This window comes from Bacillus sp. FSL R5-0712 (assembly GCF_038593285.1).
Taxonomy (GTDB): Bacteria; Bacillota; Bacilli; order Bacillales; family Bacillaceae; genus Bacillus; species Bacillus safensis.
The window spans coordinates 1,903,602-1,925,422 of the sequence record NZ_CP151981.1 but is presented as its reverse complement, the minus strand read 5'-3'; the positions used below and the strand labels follow the sequence as shown (position 1 = coordinate 1,925,422).

The window sequence follows — 21,821 nt, the reverse complement described above, 5'->3', positions numbered from 1 at the left end:
GAATTGAAGTCACCGAAACCAAAAATAAAATGGTGAATCCAGTCGAACGAAAGGGCCCTATGATTCAAATGATCATAGTTCTTTTGATCTAAATTAATGTATTTGAAAAACACGGCTAACATACTTGCAGCAAGCTGCCGGCCATGCATTCGGGACTTTTGAAAAGCGCTGGCTCTTTCTTGACACGATTTCTCATCATGTTACGATTACTAACGTGCGAAAAACACGAACAAAAAGCGAACAAGGGAGAGGATCAATATCATTGATCAAAAGAAAGTTGCTTTCATTGGAGCAGGTTCTATGGCGGAAGGAATGATTGCAGGGATTGTGCGATCAGGACAGATGCCGCTAGACCAAATTTACGCAACAAACAGACAAAATCAACTTCGATTGAATGAACTAACGAAACGATACGGAATCCAAACAGCCGCAATGGATTCATTTCCTTTTGAAGAAATGGATATGTTGATCCTGGCCATGAAGCCAAAGGATGCTGAAGCAGCCCTTGAATCATTAAAACCTCGTATTCAGCCAGATCAGCTCATCATGTCTGTCCTTGCAGGTGTGAAGCTATCGTATATTGAAGACATGCTGCATGAAGGCCAGCCTGTTATGAGGGTCATGCCAAATACATCAAGTACGATCGGGGCATCAGCGACTGCTTTATCTGCTGGACGTTATGTGAAAAACGACCATATGAGCATAAGCCAGTCTCTTTTATCTGAAATGGGCGAAGTCTATACCATTCAGGAAGAGCAAATGGATATTTTCACTGGAATTGCTGGAAGCGGGCCCGCCTACTTTTATTTCTTAATGGAAAGAATCGAAGAAGCAGGAGAAGAGGCAGGTTTATCAAAAGAATTGTCTCGCCAAATTGGCGCGCAGACACTCCTCGGTGCGGCAAAAATGCTGCAAGAAACAGAGGAAAATCCTTCTGTCCTAAGAGAGAAAATTACGTCACCAAATGGAACAACTGCTGCAGGACTCAATGCATTAGATGATTTTGGCGGAGGAGAAGCGATCAAGCAGGCTGTCAAACATGCTGCCAATCGATCAAAAGAGATAAGCAATCAGCAAAAACAAAAAGTATCTATATAAATAGAGCTCAGGTACAGGAGTGATTAGGTGTACGCAGATAATGAGAGAAAACGAATTGTTGTGAAAATCGGAAGCAGCTCTCTTACTAGCTTTCAAGGTGAGATTAGTTTGAAAAAACTAGAAAACCTCGTCAATCAAATTGTGAAACTCAAAGATGAAGGACACGAAGTCATTTTGGTTTCATCTGGTGCGGTTGCAGCTGGTTACCGAAAACTAGGATTTATCGATAGACCCAAAACACTGCCGGAAAAGCAGGCATCTGCCTCAATTGGGCAAGGGCTTTTAATGGAATCATATTCTACTTTATTTTTATCACACGGTTATATTGCCTCACAGCTCTTAATCACAAGAAGTGATTTTTCTGATGAAACGCGCTATCAAAATGTGCGTAACACAATGAACGTGTTATTAGATCGAGGCATCATCCCAATTATTAATGAAAATGATACAGTGACGATCAATCGGTTGAAGTTTGGAGACAACGATACATTGTCTGCAAAAGTAGCTGGCCTCATTGATGCGGATTTCCTTGCCATTTTATCTGATATTGATGGCTTGTATGAAGATAATCCTCATACAAATCCAAATGCAAAGAGAATTCTCGAAGTGACAGACATCACAGAAGACATCGAAGCAGCTGCTGGAGACGCAGGCAGCAGCGTAGGTACAGGCGGAATGAAATCAAAGCTCGATGCGTTTAAAATATCAATGGCCGCAGGGATCAATGGCTTTTTAGGAAAAGCAGATACGCCTGACATTTTAGACAAAGCGATCAATGGGACAGAGGATGGCACTTATTTTACCGCTGACGAAAATGTAGCGCCGCTCAATTATAAGAAGCAGTGGATTGCCTTTCATTCTGGACCAAAGGGTGAGATCGTGGTTCAAGAGAAAACACAGGAATTCCTCATGCACCGCGAGGGAAGCCTTGATTCTGATGGGATTGTCAACGTAAAAGGTTCGTTTAAAAAAGGCGATGTGGTCCGTATTTTAGATCAAGATGGAAGAGAAATAGGTCTTGGCATTGTGAATTATGCGTCAGATGAACTCGCACGTAAGAGTGATTTGTTACAAGATGAAATCGTGCATGTCGTCGATCTTGAAGCATTTGTTTGTCATTTAGATTTATCGATTCCAGTTTGTTAACCAAAAGGGAGGAATTCCATGACACTGACAGCTAAAGTTGTCACATCGGTCAAAGAAAAAGCGAAAAAAGCAAAGCATGTTTCAAAAAAACTAAGTTTACTTCAAACAGAGGAAAAGAATGACGCGCTTCTTAAAATGGCAGAAGCATTAGAGCAAAACAGCCGCTTTATTTTACAGGAGAATCAAAAAGATTTAAATGCCGGGAAAGAAAAAGGCTTCTCAGAGGCACTCTTGGATCGATTAATGTTAAATGAAGAAAGAATTCATGAGTTTGCTGAAAGTTTGCGGCTTGTGACGAGATTAACAGATCCTGTTGGAGAAATATTGGATGAATGGACTCTTGATAACGGCTTACACGTAAAAAGCCGAAGAGTACCGCTCGGCGTGATCGGGATGATCTATGAAGCGAGACCGAACGTCACTGTCGATGCAGCAGGCCTTGCCTTAAAGGCAGGCAACTCAGTGATTTTAAAAGGCGGTTCCTCCGCTATTTCTTCCAACAAAGCCATTGTCAGTGTGATCCATGAAGCATTGGATCAAACAAAGATTCCTCGTGATGCGGTGCAATTAATTGAACAAACAGACCGTCCATCGGTTCAGGCGATGTTTCAACTAAAAGAATGGATCGATGTTTTAATTCCGCGAGGCGGAGCCTCTTTAATCAAAACAGTGGTAGAAGAATCCACTATCCCAGTGCTTGAAACAGGGACAGGAAACTGTCATGTCTTTATTGATCAAACCGCGAATGTGAAAAAAGCCATTGAGATTGTGATCAATGCAAAAACAAATCGTCCGGCTGTATGTAATGCACTTGAGACGCTGATCATTCATCGCGATTGGCTGAAAGAGAATGCAGCCTCATTAAATGAAGCTTTGCAGGAGCATCGTGTCACTGTACATGGCGACCAGGCAGCAGAGTCTTACTTTTCAAACGCGGTTCCTGCTGGAGAAGTGGATTGGACAGATGAGTATTTAAGTCTGGATCTTGCAGTAAAGGTAGTCGCTTCAATTGAGGAAGCAATCAGCCATATCGATCAGTACGGCACAAAACATTCAGAAGCCATCGTGACAGAAGATGAAAAAAATGCACTCATGTTTCTAAACGAAGTAGATGCGGCGGCTGTTTATCATAACGCATCGACTCGCTTTACAGACGGCGGTGCACTTGGCTATGGAGCTGAAATCGGCATCTCCACGCAAAAGCTGCACGCCAGAGGGCCGATGGGACTTCCTGCACTCACGACAACTAAGCTGCTTCTGTGTGGTGACGGTCAGATTAGAAGCTAGAAAGATTCAAGAAACACTACCTTTTTTATGAGGTAGTGTTTTTAACTTTATCTTAAAGAAATGCACGTTATCCTACGCTTGCACAATTTTTCTTCATGACCTTCTCAAATTTAAAAAATTCAAATTCCTCAGGTGCTAAAGGTTCATTGCCTGGATCTGCTGCTTCATGAGGTGCGTTTGGGTCTGGATGGTGTAAGTGATAAAATTCAACTATTTGAAAGCCGCACTTATTGACATAAAAATGAATGTTGCGTTTTTCAAAGTATGGAGTCACAACCTCCCATACAATCGTTTCTGGATATTGCGCCTCGATGGCTTTCCATGCTGCCTGACCAATGCCCCGGCTGTGAAAGGATGATGAAATGTATAGCAAATCAACCGAGTTGTGATGTGTCTCTTGGTTGATTTTGATCACAACGCCGCCTGCCTTTTCACCATTTAGCATAATATGATAAACAATGTGTTCAATTGAATGAAAGGATTCATCAATCACTTCATCTGGAGGAATTGGTCCACCATGCGCATCGCCAAATGCATCGATCACGCCAGCTGTAAAAGCTTTCTGGAGCTCTTTTTTCATTGAAGGGAAGTCCTCTTTATTTGCTTGTGCTAATGTTACTTCATGTTGAGTTATTTTGTTCATTTTTTTATCCTTTCCATGCGTAGTGATGTTTCTGGATGTTATAATAAAGGATGGAGTTACTCCATAGTCAAGAAAGGAGCCTTCATCATGATCAATGATGTGCAAAAAACGTTTTTCACTGGAGAATTTGCCAAACTATTTGATGTCAAAAAAGATACGCTTCTGTATTATGATAAAATCGATTTATTTAAGCCGGCTGGTGTTCACGAAAATGGATACCGCTACTATACACTTGAGCAATTTGACCATTTTATTGCGATTCAATCCTTGCGGGCTGTTCAATTTCCGATCAAAGAGTTAAAACAATATTTCACAGAACCTTCCCGCGAGAGACTGCAAAGCCTTGCGGCCGACCAAATAAAAAAAGTCAAACAAGAGATTGAAAAACTTCAAGACATCCAGGCTTTTCTTATGCGGGTGATGGAGACGACACATGAATTAGCAACTGTGAAAATAGGGGAGGTCCTGTTTCAAGAGCTGCCAGAAGAACCCGTTGTACTAAGTGCATCAAACCCGATCGATTTCAATACACCTGTAGAAGAAATATCACGTATTGTAGGGGAATTTTTAAAGGAAGTTGGCATAAAAGGGGCTGCGGCAAATGGTTCTGTCTTAAAAAAGGAGCAGTTCCGTAAACGGCACTATCATCAGTCAGATCAGCTGTTCTGCCGAATGGATGGCCCGGGGGCAGTCAAAAAACCAGGCGGGCTCTATGCGGTGATGTATGATCAAGGAACATTTGATGAGATCGAATCTGCTTATTCGCATTTGTTAGATGAAATCGAGAAAGAGGGCATGATGCTGGATGGAGATGTATTTGAGGAGTATTTACTTCATTCGCTCATGTCTAAAGATGAAGCAGAGTATATAACGAAGCTCAGTGTAAAAGTGAAGAAGCGAGCAGATGACAATTGAAAAGAGGATAGACAGCATGTGACATGCGTGTTTATCCTCTTTTTTTGATGTTATCCCACTTGATTTTCGGCAAATTGACTCATATATAAGTCTGCATAGAAGCCTTTTTGTTTTAAAAGTTCGCTGTGCGATCCTTTTTCAATGATGCTTCCATCCTTCATGACTAAAATAAGGTCTGCATCCTTAATCGTTGAAAGTCTGTGTGCAATCACGAAGCTCGTTCTGCCTTTCATCAATTCATTCATTGCTTTTTGAATATGCATCTCTGTCCGTGTATCCACACTGCTTGTTGCTTCATCTAATATCAAGATCTTTGGATCAGATAAAATGGCACGGGCGATGGTTAACAGCTGGCGCTGACCTTGAGACAGGTTGCCTGCATCTTCTGTTAACAGTGTGTCATATCCATCTGGAAGCGTGCGGATGAAATCATCTGCATAGGCATGTTTGGCAGCTTTGATGACATCCTCTTTGGAAACGTGCTGCCTGCCATAGGCAATGTTGTCGTAAATCGTTCCTTCAAAGAGCCATGTATCTTGAAGAACCATCGCAAATAATTCTCGTACTTGCTGACGGCTGAGGTCAGTTGTTTTGACACCGCCAATGCGTATGGAGCCCTGATCTAATTCGTAAAAACGCATTAAAAGATTAATGATGGTCGTTTTTCCCGCGCCTGTTGGTCCGACAATGGCAACAGTCTGTCCTTCTTGCACATCTAAATTCAAATCTTTAATAATCGGATGATCTTTTTCATATCCGAATTGAACTTGTTCAAAGCTCACATCGCCTGAGAGTGATGCAAGATCAATTGCCGCATCTTCTTCGGTACTTTCTTCTTCCTCATCAAGAATTTCAAACACCCTTTCAGCAGAAGCGATCGCTGATTGAACTAAGTTTGCGACGCTTGATGCTTGCACAAGCGGCTGAGACATTTGCTGTGTGTATTGGATAAACGCCTGCACATCCCCGACACGAATATTCCCGTTAATGACAAGAATCCCGCCGGCTACACTGACTGCCACATAGCCAAGGTTCCCGATAAAGGTCATCATTGGCATCATTAAACCAGAAATGAACTGCGCTTTCCTTGATGATTCATACAGCTTTTCATTTAATTCATCAAATGTATCGATTGCTTTCTTTTCGTAGCCATACGCACGAACTGTCTGATGTCCTGTGAACATCTCATTGATATGTCCATTGATCGTGCCAAGCTCTTTTTGCTGCGCTTTAAAATGCTTTTGAGAAAATGACGTAATACCGCGAATCGCAAACATGCTGAGTGGCAGCGTCAAACAAACAAGCAATGTAAGCAGCGGACTGATGAAGAGCATCATCACGACAATCCCAATGACTGTAATCACAGATGTAATCACTTGGGTGAGCGCCTGCTGAAGCGATGTATTAATATTATCGATATCATTCATCACACGGCTTAGCGTGTCCCCGTGGGTTGTTTTATCAAAATAACGAAGGGGGAGACGTGTGAGCTTGTCATTTGCTTCCTGCCGTAATTCAGCAATGGTCTGTTGAGAGACACCAGCCATGACATATTGCTGAACGAATGAAAAGAGGGAAGCAACGACGTACAGCACGACAAGCAGTAAAAGAATTCGTGAAATGACGTCAAATTGAACGGCTGTTCCATTCGTAAAGCTGTCAAATAGGGAAGAGGTGGCATCCCCAAGCAGCTTTGGACTAATGACGTTAAAGACAGTTGAACCAATCGCTGCAATAAAGACGATGATCAGCTGAAATTTCCTTGGTTTTAAATAGCCTGTCAAACGTAGCAGTGTTTTCTTAAATTCCTTCGGTTTTGCGGCTGGCCCTTTAGGGTGGCCGCCTTTATGGCCCATGCCAGAAGACATTTTCTTACTCATCCTCGCTCACCTCCTGACCTTCCTGAGATGCGACAATCTCTTGGTATACAAGATTGTCCTTTAATAATTGTTCATGTGATCCGATACCTGCGATTTTCCCTTCATCAAGTACAATGATTTTATCACTATGTTTCACTGTACTGATTCGTTGAGCCACAATGATGAGGGCTGCATGAGCTTTTTCTGCTTCTAATGATGTCCGCAGCTTCGCATCTGTCTTGTAATCAAGTGCTGAAAAGCTATCGTCAAACAGATAGAATGATGGTCTTCTCACTAGCGCCCTTGCAATGGAAAGCCGCTGCTTTTGGCCGCCCGATAGATTGGAACCACCCTGATCAATTTCTGCATCAATTCCGCCATCTTTTTGCAAAACAAATTCTTCGGCCTGCGCAGTTCGCAGCGCCTGCCAGATGTCTTCATCGCTTGCATCCTGCTTGCCAAAGCGCACATTGTCGGCAATGGTTCCACTGAATAAAACAGCTTTTTGAGAGACATAGCCCATTTGGTTTCTCAGTTTCTCTTGTGGCAGCTCTCTAATATCTACACCATCTAGTGTAATCCGGCCTTCTGTCACTTCATAAAAGCGCGTCATCAGCTGGAGAAGTGTTGTTTTCCCAGAACCCGTACTTCCGATGATGGCTGTCGTTTCACCAGTTTTGGCTTCAAACGTGATACCTTGAACGGCTGGTTTCTCAGCATTTGAGTAATAAAATGACACATCCTCAAAGCGAATGGATTGAGCGGGCTCGTGAAGCTCAGTCATAGATTCTTCTTTATCTTTAATCTTTGGTTCCATGTTTAACACTTCATTCATGCGTTTAGCTGATGCTTGTGCTCTTGGGACCATAATAAAGCTCATCGACAGCATAATCAGTGCCATTAAAATCATCATCGCATATTGAATGAAGGCAATGAGATTCCCAACTTCCATTTCTCCGGCATCAATTCGGTTTGCACCAAGCCAGACAATACCGATATTCGTGAAGTTCATGATGATCAGCATAAATGGAAACAAGTAAGCCATTAATCGGTTGACTTTAAGACCAGTGTCCTTATAGGACGTGTTGGCTTCTTGGAATCGCTCCTTTTCATCATCCACACGGTTAAATGCACGAATAACGCGGATGCCTGAAAGAGATTCCCTCATAATTAAATTCAGCCGGTCTGTTTTTTTCTGAAGCTGGCCGAATAGAGGAATGGCTTTTCTTGACACCAAATAGATGAATCCGCCAAGAAGGGGGAGGGCCGCTAAAAAGATAAGAGACAGGACAGCATCCCTGGAAACAGCCAAAATAATTCCGCCCACAAGCATGAGCGGGGCCCGCGTCATCATTTGTAAAATCATAATCGTCACATCTTGGACTTGTTTCACATCATTTGTTGATCTTGTAATAAAGGAAGATGTGCCGATCTTTTGAAATTCTTCTAATGAAAATTGTTCGACATGCACAAACAGCTGTCTTCTCATATCACGGCCGAAGCCAAGTGCTGTCTTTGATGACAAGTAAGACTTCCAAATGGTGAGCAAAATGGCGAGTAAAGAACAAGCCACCATCCAGCCGCCAACCTTCCATATGTAAGCAATATCTCCCTGGACGATACCGACATCAACGATATCTGCTGTTAACGTCGGTAAATACAGCTGGAGCATACTGCTTAAAAAGGTGAGAATGACAATGGACACAACGGACAGCCGATACGGCTTTAAAAACGATAAAATTGATTTCATACGAATACCTTTCTTCCATATAGTCTTTTGTTCTGTAACCCATCATATACAAAGAGGGATTATTTCTACAAATGAAATGTCTTCTTTTAATGAATTATTTATATTGTTCAATTTTAGAAAAGAAATCCTTCACAAACACATAAAAATCATGGGCAGAAGGAGACATTTCGCGCGTTTTAGATGCAATAATTCCAACCGTTCGTCTCACTTGAGGAAAATCGATCGGAATTTTCACTGTAAATCGCGGTGTTGTTTCATAAAAGGCGCTTTCGGGTAATAAGGTAACACCCATACCTGCCGATACGAGACCCTTAATGGCATCCAAATCTTCTCCTTCAGATGAAATGGTAGGCTCATAGCCTGCCTGCTTGCAAGCATCAACCGCAATTTGTCTCAGCACATACCCTTCAGGAAATAACACGAAATGATCCCTTCTTAAATCACTTAAATGAATACTCCTTTGTCCGCTAAAGGGGTGGCTAACTGGTAAAAGGGCATATATGCTTTCGGAAAACAAAATATTTCCTTCTATTTGAGAATCGTTTGTCGGTACGGGTCCTAAAAAGGCGAGATCGATATCTCGATTTTTGACCGCTTCAATGAGAAATTTATAGGATCCTTGACGAAGTAAAAAATCGACCTCTGGATATTCCTGCTTAAAGGCGGAGATGACAGAAGGGAGTACTTGGCTTGCTAGACTTGTAGGAAAGCCAATATTCACCGTTCCTTTGTGCGGGTCTAAGTATTCATCAATTTGCTCTTTCGCATAATCAATGGCTTTGAGTGCAGTTCTGACATGATCTAAAAATTGTCTGCCGATCTTCGTTAATTTGATATTTCGTCCTTCTCGTTCGAATAAGGCCACTCCAAGTTCTTCTTCTAAATTCGCAATCTGCCGGCTGATGGCAGATTGGGCAACATGTAAGTTTTCAGCCGCTTCTGACACGTGTTCACGGTCTGCGACTTCTACAAAATAACGTAACTGACGAAGCTCCATTTTTGCACTTCACACCCATCTATCTCAAAAAGAGATTGTTTTGATCTAAATTATATATTGTTTATATCAATTTGAAAACTTAAAATAAGTTACAGAGTTTGTGAGATTTTATTACTGTGAAAAAACGGATCTTTTAAACGGGGGAGAGAAACGATGACTTATAATCAACTACCACAACCACAAGGTCTCTACCGTCCTGAATTTGAACATGATGCATGTGGAATCGGACTGTACGCCCATTTAAAAGGGGAGGCGACACATAGCATCGTCAAAAAGGGATTACAAATGCTGTGCCAGCTTGATCATCGCGGCGGGCAAGGCAGTGATCCGTATACAGGTGATGGTGCCGGTTTAATGGTACAGCTGCCAGACGCTTTCTTTAGAAAGAACTGCAAGGAATTTGCACTTCCTGAAAAAGGCCGTTACGGGGTAGGAATGGTCTTCTTTTCAAAAGATGATGACGAAAAAACGCGTCAAGCCATCGAACAGAAAATCAACGGGTTCATTAAACAAGAAGGCCAAACATTAATTGGCTGGAGAACGGTTCCTGTCGATCCAGGAAAAATTGGTACTGTCGCAGCGAAGAGCTGTCCGGTTGTGAGACAGGTCTTTATCGGAGCAAACGACAACATCACAGATCGTTTGTCATTTGAACGAAAATTATATGTCATCCGTAAGCAGGCTGAGAACTGGGGAACAAGAGAGGAAAAGCAATTTTACTTTGTCAGCCTGTCGAGTCAAACCATCGTATACAAGGGGCTTTTAACATCAGATCAAGTTGATGCATTTTATCTTGATCTACAGGATGAAACATTTGTTTCTGCATTTTCACTTGTTCATTCAAGATTTAGTACAAATACATTTCCGACATGGGAAAGAGCCCATCCAAACCGTTACTTAATTCACAACGGAGAAATCAACACATTAAGAGGAAACATCAATTGGATGAGAGCAAGAGAACAACAATTCGTATCTGAAGCCTTCGGAGACGATTTAGACAAGATTTTGCCAGTGCTGAATGCAGACGGAAGTGATTCATCCATTTTAGACAATGCCTTTGAATTCTTTGTGCTTGCAGGCCGTACACCTGCTCATACAGCAATGATGCTGATTCCTGAGCCTTGGACGGAAAACACGCACATGTCGAAAGAGAAACGGGCATTTTATGAATACCATAGTTCTCTCATGGAGCCGTGGGATGGACCAACAGCCATTTCCTTTACGGACGGGAAACAAATCGGGGCCATCTTAGACCGAAACGGATTGAGACCGGCAAGGTACTATGTTACGAATGATGATCATATCATTTTCTCTTCTGAGGTTGGCGTAATTGACACAAATGAAGAAGATGTGAAGTATAAAGATCGTCTTGAGCCTGGGAAAATGCTGCTCATTGATCTAGAAGAAGGACGAATTATTTCTGACGAAGAAGTGAAATCGACCATTGCGAATGAACTGCCTTATCAAAAATGGCTCGATGAAGAAATGGTCCATGTTAATCGCTCGGAAGAAAATTCAGAAAATTCTAGTATAATGGATGATTTATTGACGCGTCAGCGTGCGTTCCATTATACGTATGAAGACATTCAAAAGTATTTAATTCCTTTACTAGAGGAGGGCAAGGATCCAATTGGTTCAATGGGAAGTGACACACCGCTTGCTGTGTTATCAGATCGTGCGCAGTCTCTTTTTCATTATTTTAAGCAGCTGTTTGCACAAGTCACGAACCCGCCGATTGATGCCATTCGTGAGCAGCTCGTGACATCAACCATGACTTGGTTAGGTGCCGAAGGCGATATTTTACATCCGAATGAATATTCATGCCGAAGAATTAAACTTTATACACCGGTCTTAACGAGCGGACAATTTAACGGCTTGAAAACGATTGTTCATAATGCCTTTAAAAGCAAAACAATTCATACACTTTTCACCGATGATTTAAAGCGCGGACTGGATGCGATGTTTGAAGAGGCGGAAAAAGCGATCAGAGAAGGTGTCTCTTTATTAATCCTTTCAGATCGTGAAATGACAGAACAAAAAGTACCGATTCCACCACTTCTTGCGCTAAGTGCACTTCATCAGCATCTTGTGCGTCAAGGTTTACGGACAAAGGTCAGTCTGATCGTTGAATCTGGAGAGGTGAGAGAGGTCCATCATTTTGCCGCACTAATTGGCTACGGGGCAGATGCGATCCACCCTTACCTTGTCTATGAAACGTACAAAAAGCTGATTGCAGACGAAGCGATTTCGATCAGCTTTGATGAAGCTGTTACAAAGTTTGGTAAAAGCGTGACAGAAGGTGTCGTCAAAGTCATGTCCAAAGTGGGAATTTCCACTGTGCAGAGCTATAGAGGCGCGCAAATCTTTGAAGCAGTCGGGATTAGTGAAGACGTCATTCAAGCGTATTTCACAGGAACAGCTTCTCAGCTTGGCGGGATTGATCTTGACACCATTGCTCATGAGGCAAAACTTCGCCATGAAGCAGGGTATCAAGCAGCAACAGACCAGACACTTGAATCAGGCAGTGAATTCCAGTGGAGAAAAAATGGAGAGCATCATGCTTTTAACCCAAAAACGATCCATACGCTCCAGTGGGCATGCCGTAATGAAGATTACGATCTATTTAAACAATATACAAAAGCAGCGGATGAAGAAAGAATCGGCTTCCTCAGAAACTTGTTTGCATTTCAGCCAAAACAAAAGCCGGTTCGTCTGGAAGAGGTTGAATCTGCTGAATCCATCGTGCGCCGCTTTAAGACAGGTGCCATGTCATTTGGATCTTTAAGTAAAGAAGCGCATGAGGCACTTGCGATTGCAATGAACCGAATTGGCGGTAAAAGTAACAGCGGAGAAGGCGGAGAAGATCCTGCCCGCTTTACAGTAGATGAACACGGTGATGACCGCAGAAGTGCGATTAAACAAATCGCTTCTGGCCGATTTGGTGTAAAAAGTCATTACTTGGTCAATGCAGATGAACTGCAAATTAAAATGGCGCAAGGAGCAAAACCTGGAGAAGGCGGACAGCTGCCAGGAAATAAAGTGTATCCTTGGGTGGCCGATGTACGTGGTTCTACGCCAGGTGTCGGATTGATTTCACCACCGCCGCATCATGATATTTATTCCATTGAGGATTTGGCACAGCTGATTCATGATTTGAAAAACGCGAACCGTGATGCACGCATCAGTGTCAAACTTGTATCTAAAGCCGGCGTTGGCACGATTGCAGCAGGTGTAGCAAAAGGAACTGCGGACGTCATTGTTATCAGTGGTTATGATGGCGGTACAGGAGCTTCACCGAAAACAAGTATTAAACATACAGGGCTTCCTTGGGAGCTTGGATTGGCAGAGGCGCATCAAACCCTTGTGTTAAATGGTCTTCGTGAGAGAGTCGTTCTTGAAACAGACGGAAAGTTAATGACTGGCCGCGACGTTGTGATGGCCGCGATTTTAGGAGCAGAAGAATACGGCTTTGCGACAGCTCCACTTGTCGTGCTGGGCTGCGTGATGATGAGAGCATGTCATTTAGATACTTGCCCAGTCGGTGTTGCCACACAAAACCCAGAGCTTCGCAAAAAATTCATGGGTGACCCTGATCACATTGTGAACTTCATGATGTTTATTGCAGAGGAAGTAAGAGAAATCTTAGCGGAACTCGGCTTTACATCAATGGATGAATTAATCGGACGTACGGACGTCCTAGCGGTCAGTGAACGAGCAAAAGCTCACTGGAAAGCAGGCCAGCTAAACCTTGAAACACTGCTTTATCAGCCAGAAGGAGCGCGGACATTCAGAACACCGCAAAATCATAAAATTGACGAATCGCTGGATATGAATGAAATCCTTCCTTATGTGCAAGAAGCGCTGAATCATCAAACACCGGTTGATCTATCATTGAACATTCGCAATATCAACCGTGTGGCCGGAACCATTACTGGCAGTGAAGTGTCTAAGCGCTACGGGGAAGAGGGCTTGCCAGAGGATACGATCACACTCAGATTCACTGGTTCAGCTGGACAAAGCTTTGGCGCATTTGTGCCAAAGGGCATGTCTCTCTATTTAACAGGTGATTCAAATGACTATATCGGCAAAGGACTCTCAGGAGGCAAAATTGCTGTGAAAACGTCTGATCATTTTGTACAAAATGGACATGAAAACGTCATTGTAGGAAACGTTGCATTTTACGGTGCAACTAGCGGAAAAGCTTATATTAACGGGCGTGCTGGTGAACGATTTGCTGTTCGTAATTCAGGTGTACATGTGGTTGTTGAAGGAATTGGAGATCACGGCTGTGAATACATGACTGGCGGACGTGTCGTTATTTTAGGAGACGTTGGGAAAAACTTTGGTGCAGGTATGTCTGGCGGTGTGGCTTACATCCATACATCGGATGCAAAACAGTTCAAAAGAATGTGCAATATGGAAATGATCATGTTTGAAAAGCTCACAGATCATGAAGAAGAACTAGAAGTAAAGCAAATGATCAAGGAACACCTTGATTATACAAACAGCTCAAAAGCAGCAGCACTTCTTGAAAACTGGGAGCAAGAAAAGGATCAATTCATCAAAGTCATTCCGAGAAATTACAAAATGATGCTTCAAAGTATTGAAGAACAAAAACAAGCGGGCCTCAGTCATGAAGAAGCGGTGATGTTTGCCTTTGAAGCAAACACAAAACCGAAAAATCAAGAAACGGCAAACGGGCAAAAAGCAGCCCTCGCTCATTAAGAAAGGGGAGAGGACAATGGGCAAAGCAACAGGTTTTATGGATTATAAAAGAGAAAAGCCAAATGAACGTGACCCTCTCACTCGTCAAAATGACTGGAAAGAATATTCAGCTCCTTATACAGATGACGTATTGAAAAAGCAGGGCGCTAGATGTATGGATTGCGGAACACCGTTTTGTCAAATTGGGATGGAGATCAGGGGCGGCGTGTCTGGCTGCCCGATCTACAACTTAATTCCAGAATGGAATGATCTTGTCTATCGCGGGAGATGGAAGGAAGCACTCGAAAGACTGCAAAAAACAAATAATTTCCCAGAGTTTACTGGGAGAGTATGTCCTGCACCTTGTGAAGGGTCATGTACAGTCGCTATCAATGATCCGGCTGTTTCGATTAAAAATATCGAACGCACGATCATTGATAAAGGTTTTGAAAATGGATGGATCACACCAAGAATCCCTTCAAGCCGTACAGGGAAGAAAATTGCCATTGTCGGCTCAGGACCAGCAGGACTTGCAAGTGCTGATCAATTAAACCAAGCAGGGCACGCTGTCACAGTGTTCGAGCGTTCTGACCGTCTTGGCGGACTGCTGACATACGGGATTCCGAATATGAAGCTCGACAAAGAAGTGGTCGAACGAAGAGTCAAACTTCTAAGACAAGAAGGCATTGACTTTGTGACGAACACAGAAATCGGCGTGGATATTACTGCTGATGAACTGAAAGAGCAGTTTGATGCAGTTATCCTTTGTACAGGTGCACAAAAGCAGCGTGATCTATTGATTGAAGGCCGGGAAGCAAAAGGGATTCACCTTGCGATGGATTATTTAACCCTTGCAACGAAAAGCATGCTTGATTCAGGATTTAAAGACAAAAACTTCATTGATGCAAAAGGAAAAGACGTGATTGTGATTGGCGGAGGAGATACAGGTGCGGACTGCGTGGCAACTGCACTTCGCCAAAAAGCAAAAAGTGTTGTTCAATTCGGGAAGCATCCAAAGCTTCCGGATACACGTGTAGGGGATAACATGTGGCCAGAACAGCCTTATGTCTTCTCGCTGGATTATGCTTATGAAGAAGCACAAGCAAAATTCGGAGAAGATCCGCGTCAATATTCAATTCAAACCACAAAAATTGTGGCAGATAAAAATGGGAAATTAAAAGAGCTTCATACCATTCAAATGGAAAAGGTGAAAAACGAACAAGGGAAGTTTGAATTTCATGAAATTCCAGGGACAGAAAAGGTATGGCCTGCTCAGCTCGTCTTTATTGCAATTGGTTTTGAGGGAACTGAACAGCCGCTTGTGAAACACTTTGGCGTGGACAGCAAAAACAATCGCATTGACGCAAAATATGGGGAATATACAACAAATGTAGAAGGCGTATTTGCAGCGGGAGATGCAAGACGCGGGCAAAGCTTGATTGTCTGGGCAATTAATGAAGGCAGACAAGTGGCGCACGAGGTAGACCGTTATTTAATGGGGAGTTCGGTTCTGCCAAAATAGGTCAAACAAAGGGTGTTACAATATAAAGAAAAGCCATGACCAACGTGTGGTCATGGCTTTTTATGATTCAGAAATGGTACGGTTGATTAACACTTTTTTACGTTTAAGCTGCGATACGACTAAACAGAGGAAGACAATCAGAACAAAAAGGGAAATGGTCAAAAAGCCAAACGTATATGAGCCAGTCAATTCTTTTAAACTGCCAAGAATATTAGGTAAAAAGAATCCGCCAATGCCTCCAGCAGCCCCAACAATTCCGGTCACAATCCCAATTTCTTTATGAAATACTTGAGGCACCAGCTGAAAAACAGCGCCATTCCCCATCCCAAGGCACATCATCCCTACAAATAAAAGCGCAATGACCACAGGTAAAGCTGGAAGACTGCTCACGCCTCCTAAGCAGATGCCGATGATTCCGAATAATCCAAGCAGTACTTTCATTCCGCCTATTTTATCGGCAATGAGACCGCCCACAGGCCGAAAGAAGCTGCCTGCCGCCACACAAAGTGTCACAAAATCACCAGCATGAATCTTCGAAACCCCATATTGATCCACAAAGAAAATACTGAGGAAACTGGAAAGCCCGACAAACCCTCCGAATGTGATCGCATAAAGCAAACAGAAAAACCATGTCGATTTCACTTGAAATACTGAAAAGTACGACCGAATCGGCTGAGGAGCGGGCTGATTTGGTGCATCTTTTGCAGTGAAAATAAAAAACAAAAAGACAAGACTTAACGGAATCAAAGCGAGCCCCATTACGGCATGCCACCCGTAAATCTCCGCAAGTCTTGGACCAAATAAGGTGGAGATTAGTGTTCCACTATTCCCGGCGCCTGCAATCCCCATGGCTACTCCTTGTAAGTGAGGAGGATACCAGCGGCTTGCCATTGGCAAAGCAACAGCAAAACTTGCTCCTGCTACTCCAAGCAAAATCCCAATCAGTACGAGCTCTGAAAGGGTTGTACCAGCGATAAACCCCCAAATAAGCGGAATCGTCGTTAAAAGCATTCCTATCACTGCGGTCTTTTTAGGTCCTATTCGATCGGTGAATAAACCAAGCACAATCCGAAAAAAAGAACCAGATAGAATTGGAATGGCCACAATCATGCCTTTCTCTACGGTTGATAAAGCAAAATCTTGTGCAATAAAAGCACCCAGCGCCCCTAACAAAACCCAAATCATAAAGCTCACATCAAAATATAAAAAGGAACCAAACAATGTTTTAGGATGACCACTTGATTTTAATTCTGAGAGTTTCATAAAACGCCTCCTCTATTTTGAATTTTCTGACTTAAAGATAGCGAGTTCACTTATGTAATGAAAGTATTATGTGAGAAAAATTGACATGAATAAACACTTTTTTACAAGTGTGTGCCATAATCAATCCATACAATGTGCTCGAGCAAGAGGCTTAGAAAGGTTGATTTCAGATGGCAAAACGCAAACTTGTGTTTATCGGAAACGGCATGGCGAGTATGAAATGTATCGAAGAGATCATTCAAAAGCAGCCAGAACATTATGCCATAACAGTCATTGGAAAAGAGAAGCACTCTGCCTACAATCGCATAAAACTTTCGTCGATTTTACAAAAAAGCGAATCATTAGCTGAAATTCAACTAAAGGAAAAAGAATGGTACACCGCGCATGACATCACATTGTACAAAGGAGAATCAGTTGTACATATCGATACAAATCGAAAGTGTGTCATGACAGATGCGCGCCGGGAAATTCCCTATGACAAGCTCGTCATTGCAACGGGTTCATCACCGAATTTTCTTCCTATTCAGGGTGTGTCCAAAAAAGGGATATACGCTTTTCGGACAATTGATGATTATGAGGCCATTTGTGCGGATGCGGTGCATTATCAACAAGCAGCAGTGATCGGAGGCGGCGTGCTTGGTGTGGAGGTAGCAGCCGGTCTGCAGATGGCGGGGCTTGAAACGACCATCATTCATCATACGGAGCGGCTGATGCAGCGCCAATTAGATGAAACAGCAGCCGGATTATTACAGCGAAAATTCATAAGAAAAGGCATTCAGGTGAAAACAAATGCCCATACGATTGCATGCTTAGGCGGTGAGAGGGTAGAAGGCGTTCTATTGAAAAATGGCGACATCGTGGATGCTGATCTTGTTGTTTTTACAACAGGTATCCGTCCGAATATACAGCTTGCAGAGAATCATGGCATACACACGAGAAAAGCCATTGTTGTCAATGACGTGATGGAGACTAATATCCCGAATATTTATGCGATTGGAGAATGTGCAGAGCACCAAGGAATGGTGCATGGCCTTGTTCAGCCCATTTATGAACAAGCAAGCGTGCTCGCTAAGCATCTTTTAGGAGAAAAAATCACACATACACCAAAGCCCATTTACTCAACAAAATTAAAAGTACCTGATTTGCCGATTTATTCTGCTGGATGTATTGAACATCATTCTCCGTTTATGTCAGCTGTGACTTATTTAGATGAAGAGCAAGAGGTGTATAAAAAATTCGTCTTTGAACGTCAGGCGCTGGCAGGTATTTTATTCGTCGGAGAGCTGGGGAATGCCGATCAGCTTTTGCAAGATGTAAAAGTGGGACGTGATAAAAGTGTGGTCATGAAAGCCCTTCATGAAAAGCCATCATCCCCACTAGATTCATTAAAAATGGAAGACCTCGTCTGCCAATGTCAAACCGTTACAAAAGGGACGATTTTAAAAAGCATTTCGGTTCATCAGCTGACAAACTTAGACGAGGTGAAAAAACAGACAGGGGCAGCAACTGGGTGCGGCGGCTGTCAAGAGCTCGTCCGTGCTTGCTGCCAGTTATCATCACATGAACAAACGGAATCGCAGGCCTTTTTTTGTCCATGTACAGAAGTAGAGGAGCAGACCATTTTTTCGTTTATTAAAAAGCAGCAGCCGGTGAATGCTGAAGAAATAAGAAGACATTTTCAATGGAAAACGAATCACGGCTGCGGCAACTGCCGGCCGGCCATTCAATACTATCTCGAGCAATTTCAAGGATCGGTGGAAAAAATCGGCGCTGCTGAACAGGAAGACGTGTTGATTCCTCAATTATATGGAGGCCGGCTTGATCTGGATTTTTTGAAAATCATTACGTCTTTGTTAGAGAACAGGCTGATTGAGCAGGCAGAGCTGACAAAGCATAAACGAATACGGCTCATCGGTGTGTCAAAACAGGCGGCACAAATCGTCAAAAACCATTGGCTAATTATGTCTAATGAGAAAAGAAGACTATCTCATATCCTTTCATGCGACTGTGACGATCCAGCTGTCACGTCACTTGTGATGGAGCTGGAAAGACAAGTGGAAGATACACTTTTACCAGCTGTCACCTCCATTCATATCACCGGTGCTTCTTGCACGTGTAAACTTGCTCCAATTGATGACATCTGTCTGAAAAAGCAGCTGGGTGAATGGAACATTTATATAGGAGGCCAGCTTTTTTACACCTTGGCTCATTCAAGTGAGCTTATTCCTTTCTTAAAAGCGCTGCTTGAAGAGTATAGAAAAAATGCTTACTTTCAAGAATCCATTGGCGATTGGCTGTCACGGCAAGGGAACATTTCTATTCGAGAAAAGTTACTTGATGAGGAAATAAGAGAAGAGCTCTGTGCGCAATTTGACCAAAGCAGACAAGGAAATGTAAGACATAAGGATGTGAAGGTATGAGTCAATCTTTTTTACAATATGCCCAGCAAAAATCAAAGCAGGAAGAACAAAAGCGCGTATTCCCAGCCCAATGTCCTTTTTGCAGTATGCAGTGCAAAATGCAATTAATCGAGCAGCATGTGGAAGGGCGAACACGTTACCAAACGATTGGTGTACACAATCCAACTACGCACGGAAGACTTTGTATGAAAGGACAGCATGCCCACCAGCACGCGCTTCATAAAGATCGCCTGAATCACCCGCTGATCAAAAGAAACGGACAATTTGTAAAAGCAACATGGCAGGAGGCTCTCGAAGAAATCAAAACAAACATAGAATCCCTTCAGCTGTCGCATGGCCATGATGTGATCAGTGTGTACGGAAGCGCATCAATTACAAATGAGGAAGCGTACTTACTCGGGAAATTTGCAAGAGTGGCGCTGAAAACGAAATACATCGATTATAACGGCAGACTATGTATGTCTTCGGCAGCAACTGCCGCAAATCAAACATTCGGACTTGACCGTGGTCTGACCTTTCCTTTAAGCGACATCAAGCATGCACGGGTGTTGATATTGGTTGGAACGAATATAGCGGAATGTCAGCCAACCTTCCTGCCCTACATTGAAGAGGCAAAAAACAATGGCGCATTTCTCATCGTCATTGATCCGCGCAAAACTCCGACAGCCCAATTAGCCGATTTACATGTCAGCCTAAAACCAGGGTCTGATGCCGCACTGGCAAACGGCATATTGCACATAATGCTGCATGAGCATTTAATCGATGAATCATTTATTCATCAACGAACATCAGGTTTCCAAAAACTAAAGGAGCACATCTCACGCATCTCCTTGCCAGACATTGCTGAGCAAACTGGCGTGACGATTGAGGTGATGCAGAAAATAGCAAGGAAATTCGCGCAAGAAAAGACAGGCATGATTTTTACAGCAAGAGGCATTGAGCAGCAAATAGACGGTACAGCCTCTGTCCGTAATTTCCTGAATATTCTGCTTGTTACTGGGAAGATCGGCCGCTTTGGATGCGGCTACGGGGCAATAACCGGCCAGGGAAATGGCCAGGGAGCAAGAGAGCATGGGCAAAAAGCAGATCAGCTTCCAGGATATCGAGATATCTCAAATCCTGCTCACAGAAAAGAAATGGCTGAACGATGGAACATTGATGAAAAGGAACTTCCAGGAAAGGGTGTGTCTGCTTTTGAAATGTTTGAAAAAATGCAGGCAGGTGAAATCAAAGCGCTCTTTTTAATATGCTCAAATCCTGTCCAATCAGGGCCAAACGCGCACTTGATTCAGCAAGCCATCAAGAATTTGTCCTTTTTTGTTGCCGTTGATTTATTTATGTCTGAGACAGCTGCGCTGGCAGATGTAATTTTACCTGCTTCGTCATATTTAGAGGATGAAGGTACCGTGACAAACGTAGAGGGGCGCGTTACGCTTAGAGAAGCAACATATCCACTTAAACACCAAAGAAAGCACGATTGGCAAATCATTTGTGAAATAGCAGCTGTATTAGGCAAAGGCAGCCATTTTTCCTTTTCATCCGCAGAAGAGATCTTTGAGGAATTAAGAGCCGTAACGAAAGGTGCAAAGGCTGATTATTCAGGCATAACCTATGAAAGGCTGAGGAAGGAACAAGGCATAAGGTGGCCTTGTACTCATTTAGAAGACCCGGGAACTGAAAGATTATTTGAACATGCATTCTCACATTCTGACAGTTTAGCGAAGTTTGCCGTCGTCACACACGATAAAAAGGCTGCAAAGGAACCCGTCAGTCAAGAATACCCTCTTTATTTAACGACCGGCAGGGTGATGGCTCATTACCAAACAGGCGTTCAAACAAGAAGGAGCACCTCTCTTGTTGCCAGACAGTTTGAAGCATATGCGGAGCTTCATCCTGATACAGCGAAAACGTATGGACTTCAGCACGGGGAGCTCGTGACCATCAAGTCAAAAAGAGGAAGTGTTATCATCAGATGCCGCATATCAGACACCATTCGAACAGATACCGTATTTGTTCCATTTCACTGGAGCAAACATCAATCAATTAATCAATTAATTGATGATCAACTAGATCCGCACAGTAAAATGCCAGGCTTTAAATATTGTCCTGTACAGCTGTCAGCCTACGTGAATGAAAAACTATGTGAGAAATTTTAACATGTATTTTCCATCTATGTTTAGATTATGGTACTTTCTAAAAAATGATCACATGAGGGGT

13 protein-coding genes are annotated in these 21,821 nt (G+C 42.9%); 8 read left to right on the top strand and 5 right to left on the bottom strand.

Features of this window, described 5'->3' with window-relative positions; translation table 11 throughout:
• Positions 1–252: 252 nt before the first annotated feature.
• Genes proC through NSU11_RS09520 form a run of 3 tightly spaced genes read left to right on the top strand, consistent with a single transcriptional unit; the run spans position 253 to position 3,531 of the window.
• The gene (gene proC, locus NSU11_RS09530; RefSeq protein WP_283860152.1) at positions 253–1,098 is read left to right on the top strand and encodes a pyrroline-5-carboxylate reductase; all 846 of its coding nucleotides are present in this window, start codon (positions 253–255) and stop codon (positions 1,096–1,098) included.
• A gap of 27 nt (positions 1,099–1,125) precedes the next feature.
• The gene (gene proB / locus NSU11_RS09525; protein WP_342493565.1) at positions 1,126–2,244 is read left to right on the top strand and encodes a glutamate 5-kinase; all 1,119 of its coding nucleotides are present in this window, start codon (positions 1,126–1,128) and stop codon (positions 2,242–2,244) included.
• A gap of 18 nt (positions 2,245–2,262) precedes the next feature.
• Positions 2,263–3,531 carry a glutamate-5-semialdehyde dehydrogenase gene (locus tag NSU11_RS09520; RefSeq protein WP_342493564.1) on the top strand — a complete coding sequence of 423 codons (1,269 nt, stop codon included), beginning with the start codon at positions 2,263–2,265 and terminating at the stop codon, positions 3,529–3,531.
• A gap of 67 nt (positions 3,532–3,598) precedes the next feature.
• On the opposite strand, the gene NSU11_RS09515 is transcribed toward NSU11_RS09520, so the two are convergent.
• A complete protein-coding gene (locus NSU11_RS09515; RefSeq protein ID WP_342493563.1) occupies positions 3,599–4,174 on the bottom strand; it encodes a GNAT family N-acetyltransferase in 576 nt (191 codons plus the stop codon).
• An 87-nt stretch (positions 4,175–4,261) separates the two neighbouring features.
• Between NSU11_RS09515 and NSU11_RS09510 the strand changes: the two genes are divergently transcribed.
• Positions 4,262–5,089 carry a MerR family transcriptional regulator gene (locus NSU11_RS09510; protein WP_277721917.1) on the top strand — a complete coding sequence of 276 codons (828 nt, stop codon included), beginning with the start codon at positions 4,262–4,264 and terminating at the stop codon, positions 5,087–5,089.
• A 50-nt stretch (positions 5,090–5,139) separates the two neighbouring features.
• On the opposite strand, the gene NSU11_RS09505 is transcribed toward NSU11_RS09510, so the two are convergent.
• From NSU11_RS09505 to NSU11_RS09495, 3 genes are all read right to left on the bottom strand, one after another.
• On the bottom strand, positions 5,140–6,969 hold the full coding sequence (locus NSU11_RS09505; protein WP_342493562.1) for an ABC transporter ATP-binding protein: 1,830 nt from the start codon (positions 6,967–6,969) through the stop codon (positions 5,140–5,142).
• A complete protein-coding gene (locus NSU11_RS09500) occupies positions 6,962–8,698 on the bottom strand; it encodes an ABC transporter ATP-binding protein (protein ID WP_342493896.1) in 1,737 nt (578 codons plus the stop codon). Before NSU11_RS09500 ends, NSU11_RS09505 begins: the two co-directional genes overlap by 8 nt.
• A gap of 94 nt (positions 8,699–8,792) precedes the next feature.
• Complete coding sequence (locus tag NSU11_RS09495) at positions 8,793–9,695, bottom strand: LysR family transcriptional regulator (RefSeq protein WP_024422648.1); 903 nt, start codon at positions 9,693–9,695, stop codon at positions 8,793–8,795.
• Positions 9,696–9,848: 153 nt separating this feature from the next.
• Here NSU11_RS09495 and gltB point away from each other — a divergent pair, with 153 nt between their 5' ends.
• Together gltB and gltD are read left to right on the top strand one after the other, a co-directional pair.
• Complete coding sequence (gltB, locus tag NSU11_RS09490) at positions 9,849–14,420, top strand: glutamate synthase large subunit (RefSeq protein WP_342493895.1); 4,572 nt, start codon at positions 9,849–9,851, stop codon at positions 14,418–14,420.
• A gap of 16 nt (positions 14,421–14,436) precedes the next feature.
• Positions 14,437–15,921, top strand: a complete 1,485-nt coding sequence (gltD, locus tag NSU11_RS09485; RefSeq protein WP_024428371.1) for a glutamate synthase small subunit — start codon at positions 14,437–14,439, stop codon at positions 15,919–15,921.
• A 60-nt stretch (positions 15,922–15,981) separates the two neighbouring features.
• Here the strand turns inward: gltD and NSU11_RS09480 are convergent, their stop codons facing one another.
• Positions 15,982–17,184 carry a nitrate/nitrite transporter gene (locus NSU11_RS09480; RefSeq protein ID WP_024422645.1) on the bottom strand — a complete coding sequence of 401 codons (1,203 nt, stop codon included), beginning with the start codon at positions 17,182–17,184 and terminating at the stop codon, positions 15,982–15,984.
• Between the two features lie 170 nt (positions 17,185–17,354).
• Between NSU11_RS09480 and NSU11_RS09475 the strand changes: the two genes are divergently transcribed.
• Positions 17,355–19,604, top strand: coding sequence for an FAD-dependent oxidoreductase (locus tag NSU11_RS09475; protein ID WP_171464309.1), 2,250 nt, complete (start codon positions 17,355–17,357; stop codon positions 19,602–19,604).
• A complete protein-coding gene (locus tag NSU11_RS09470) occupies positions 19,601–21,760 on the top strand; it encodes a molybdopterin oxidoreductase family protein (RefSeq protein ID WP_342493894.1) in 2,160 nt (719 codons plus the stop codon). Before NSU11_RS09475 ends, NSU11_RS09470 begins: the two co-directional genes overlap by 4 nt.
• Positions 21,761–21,821: the final 61 nt, after the last annotated feature.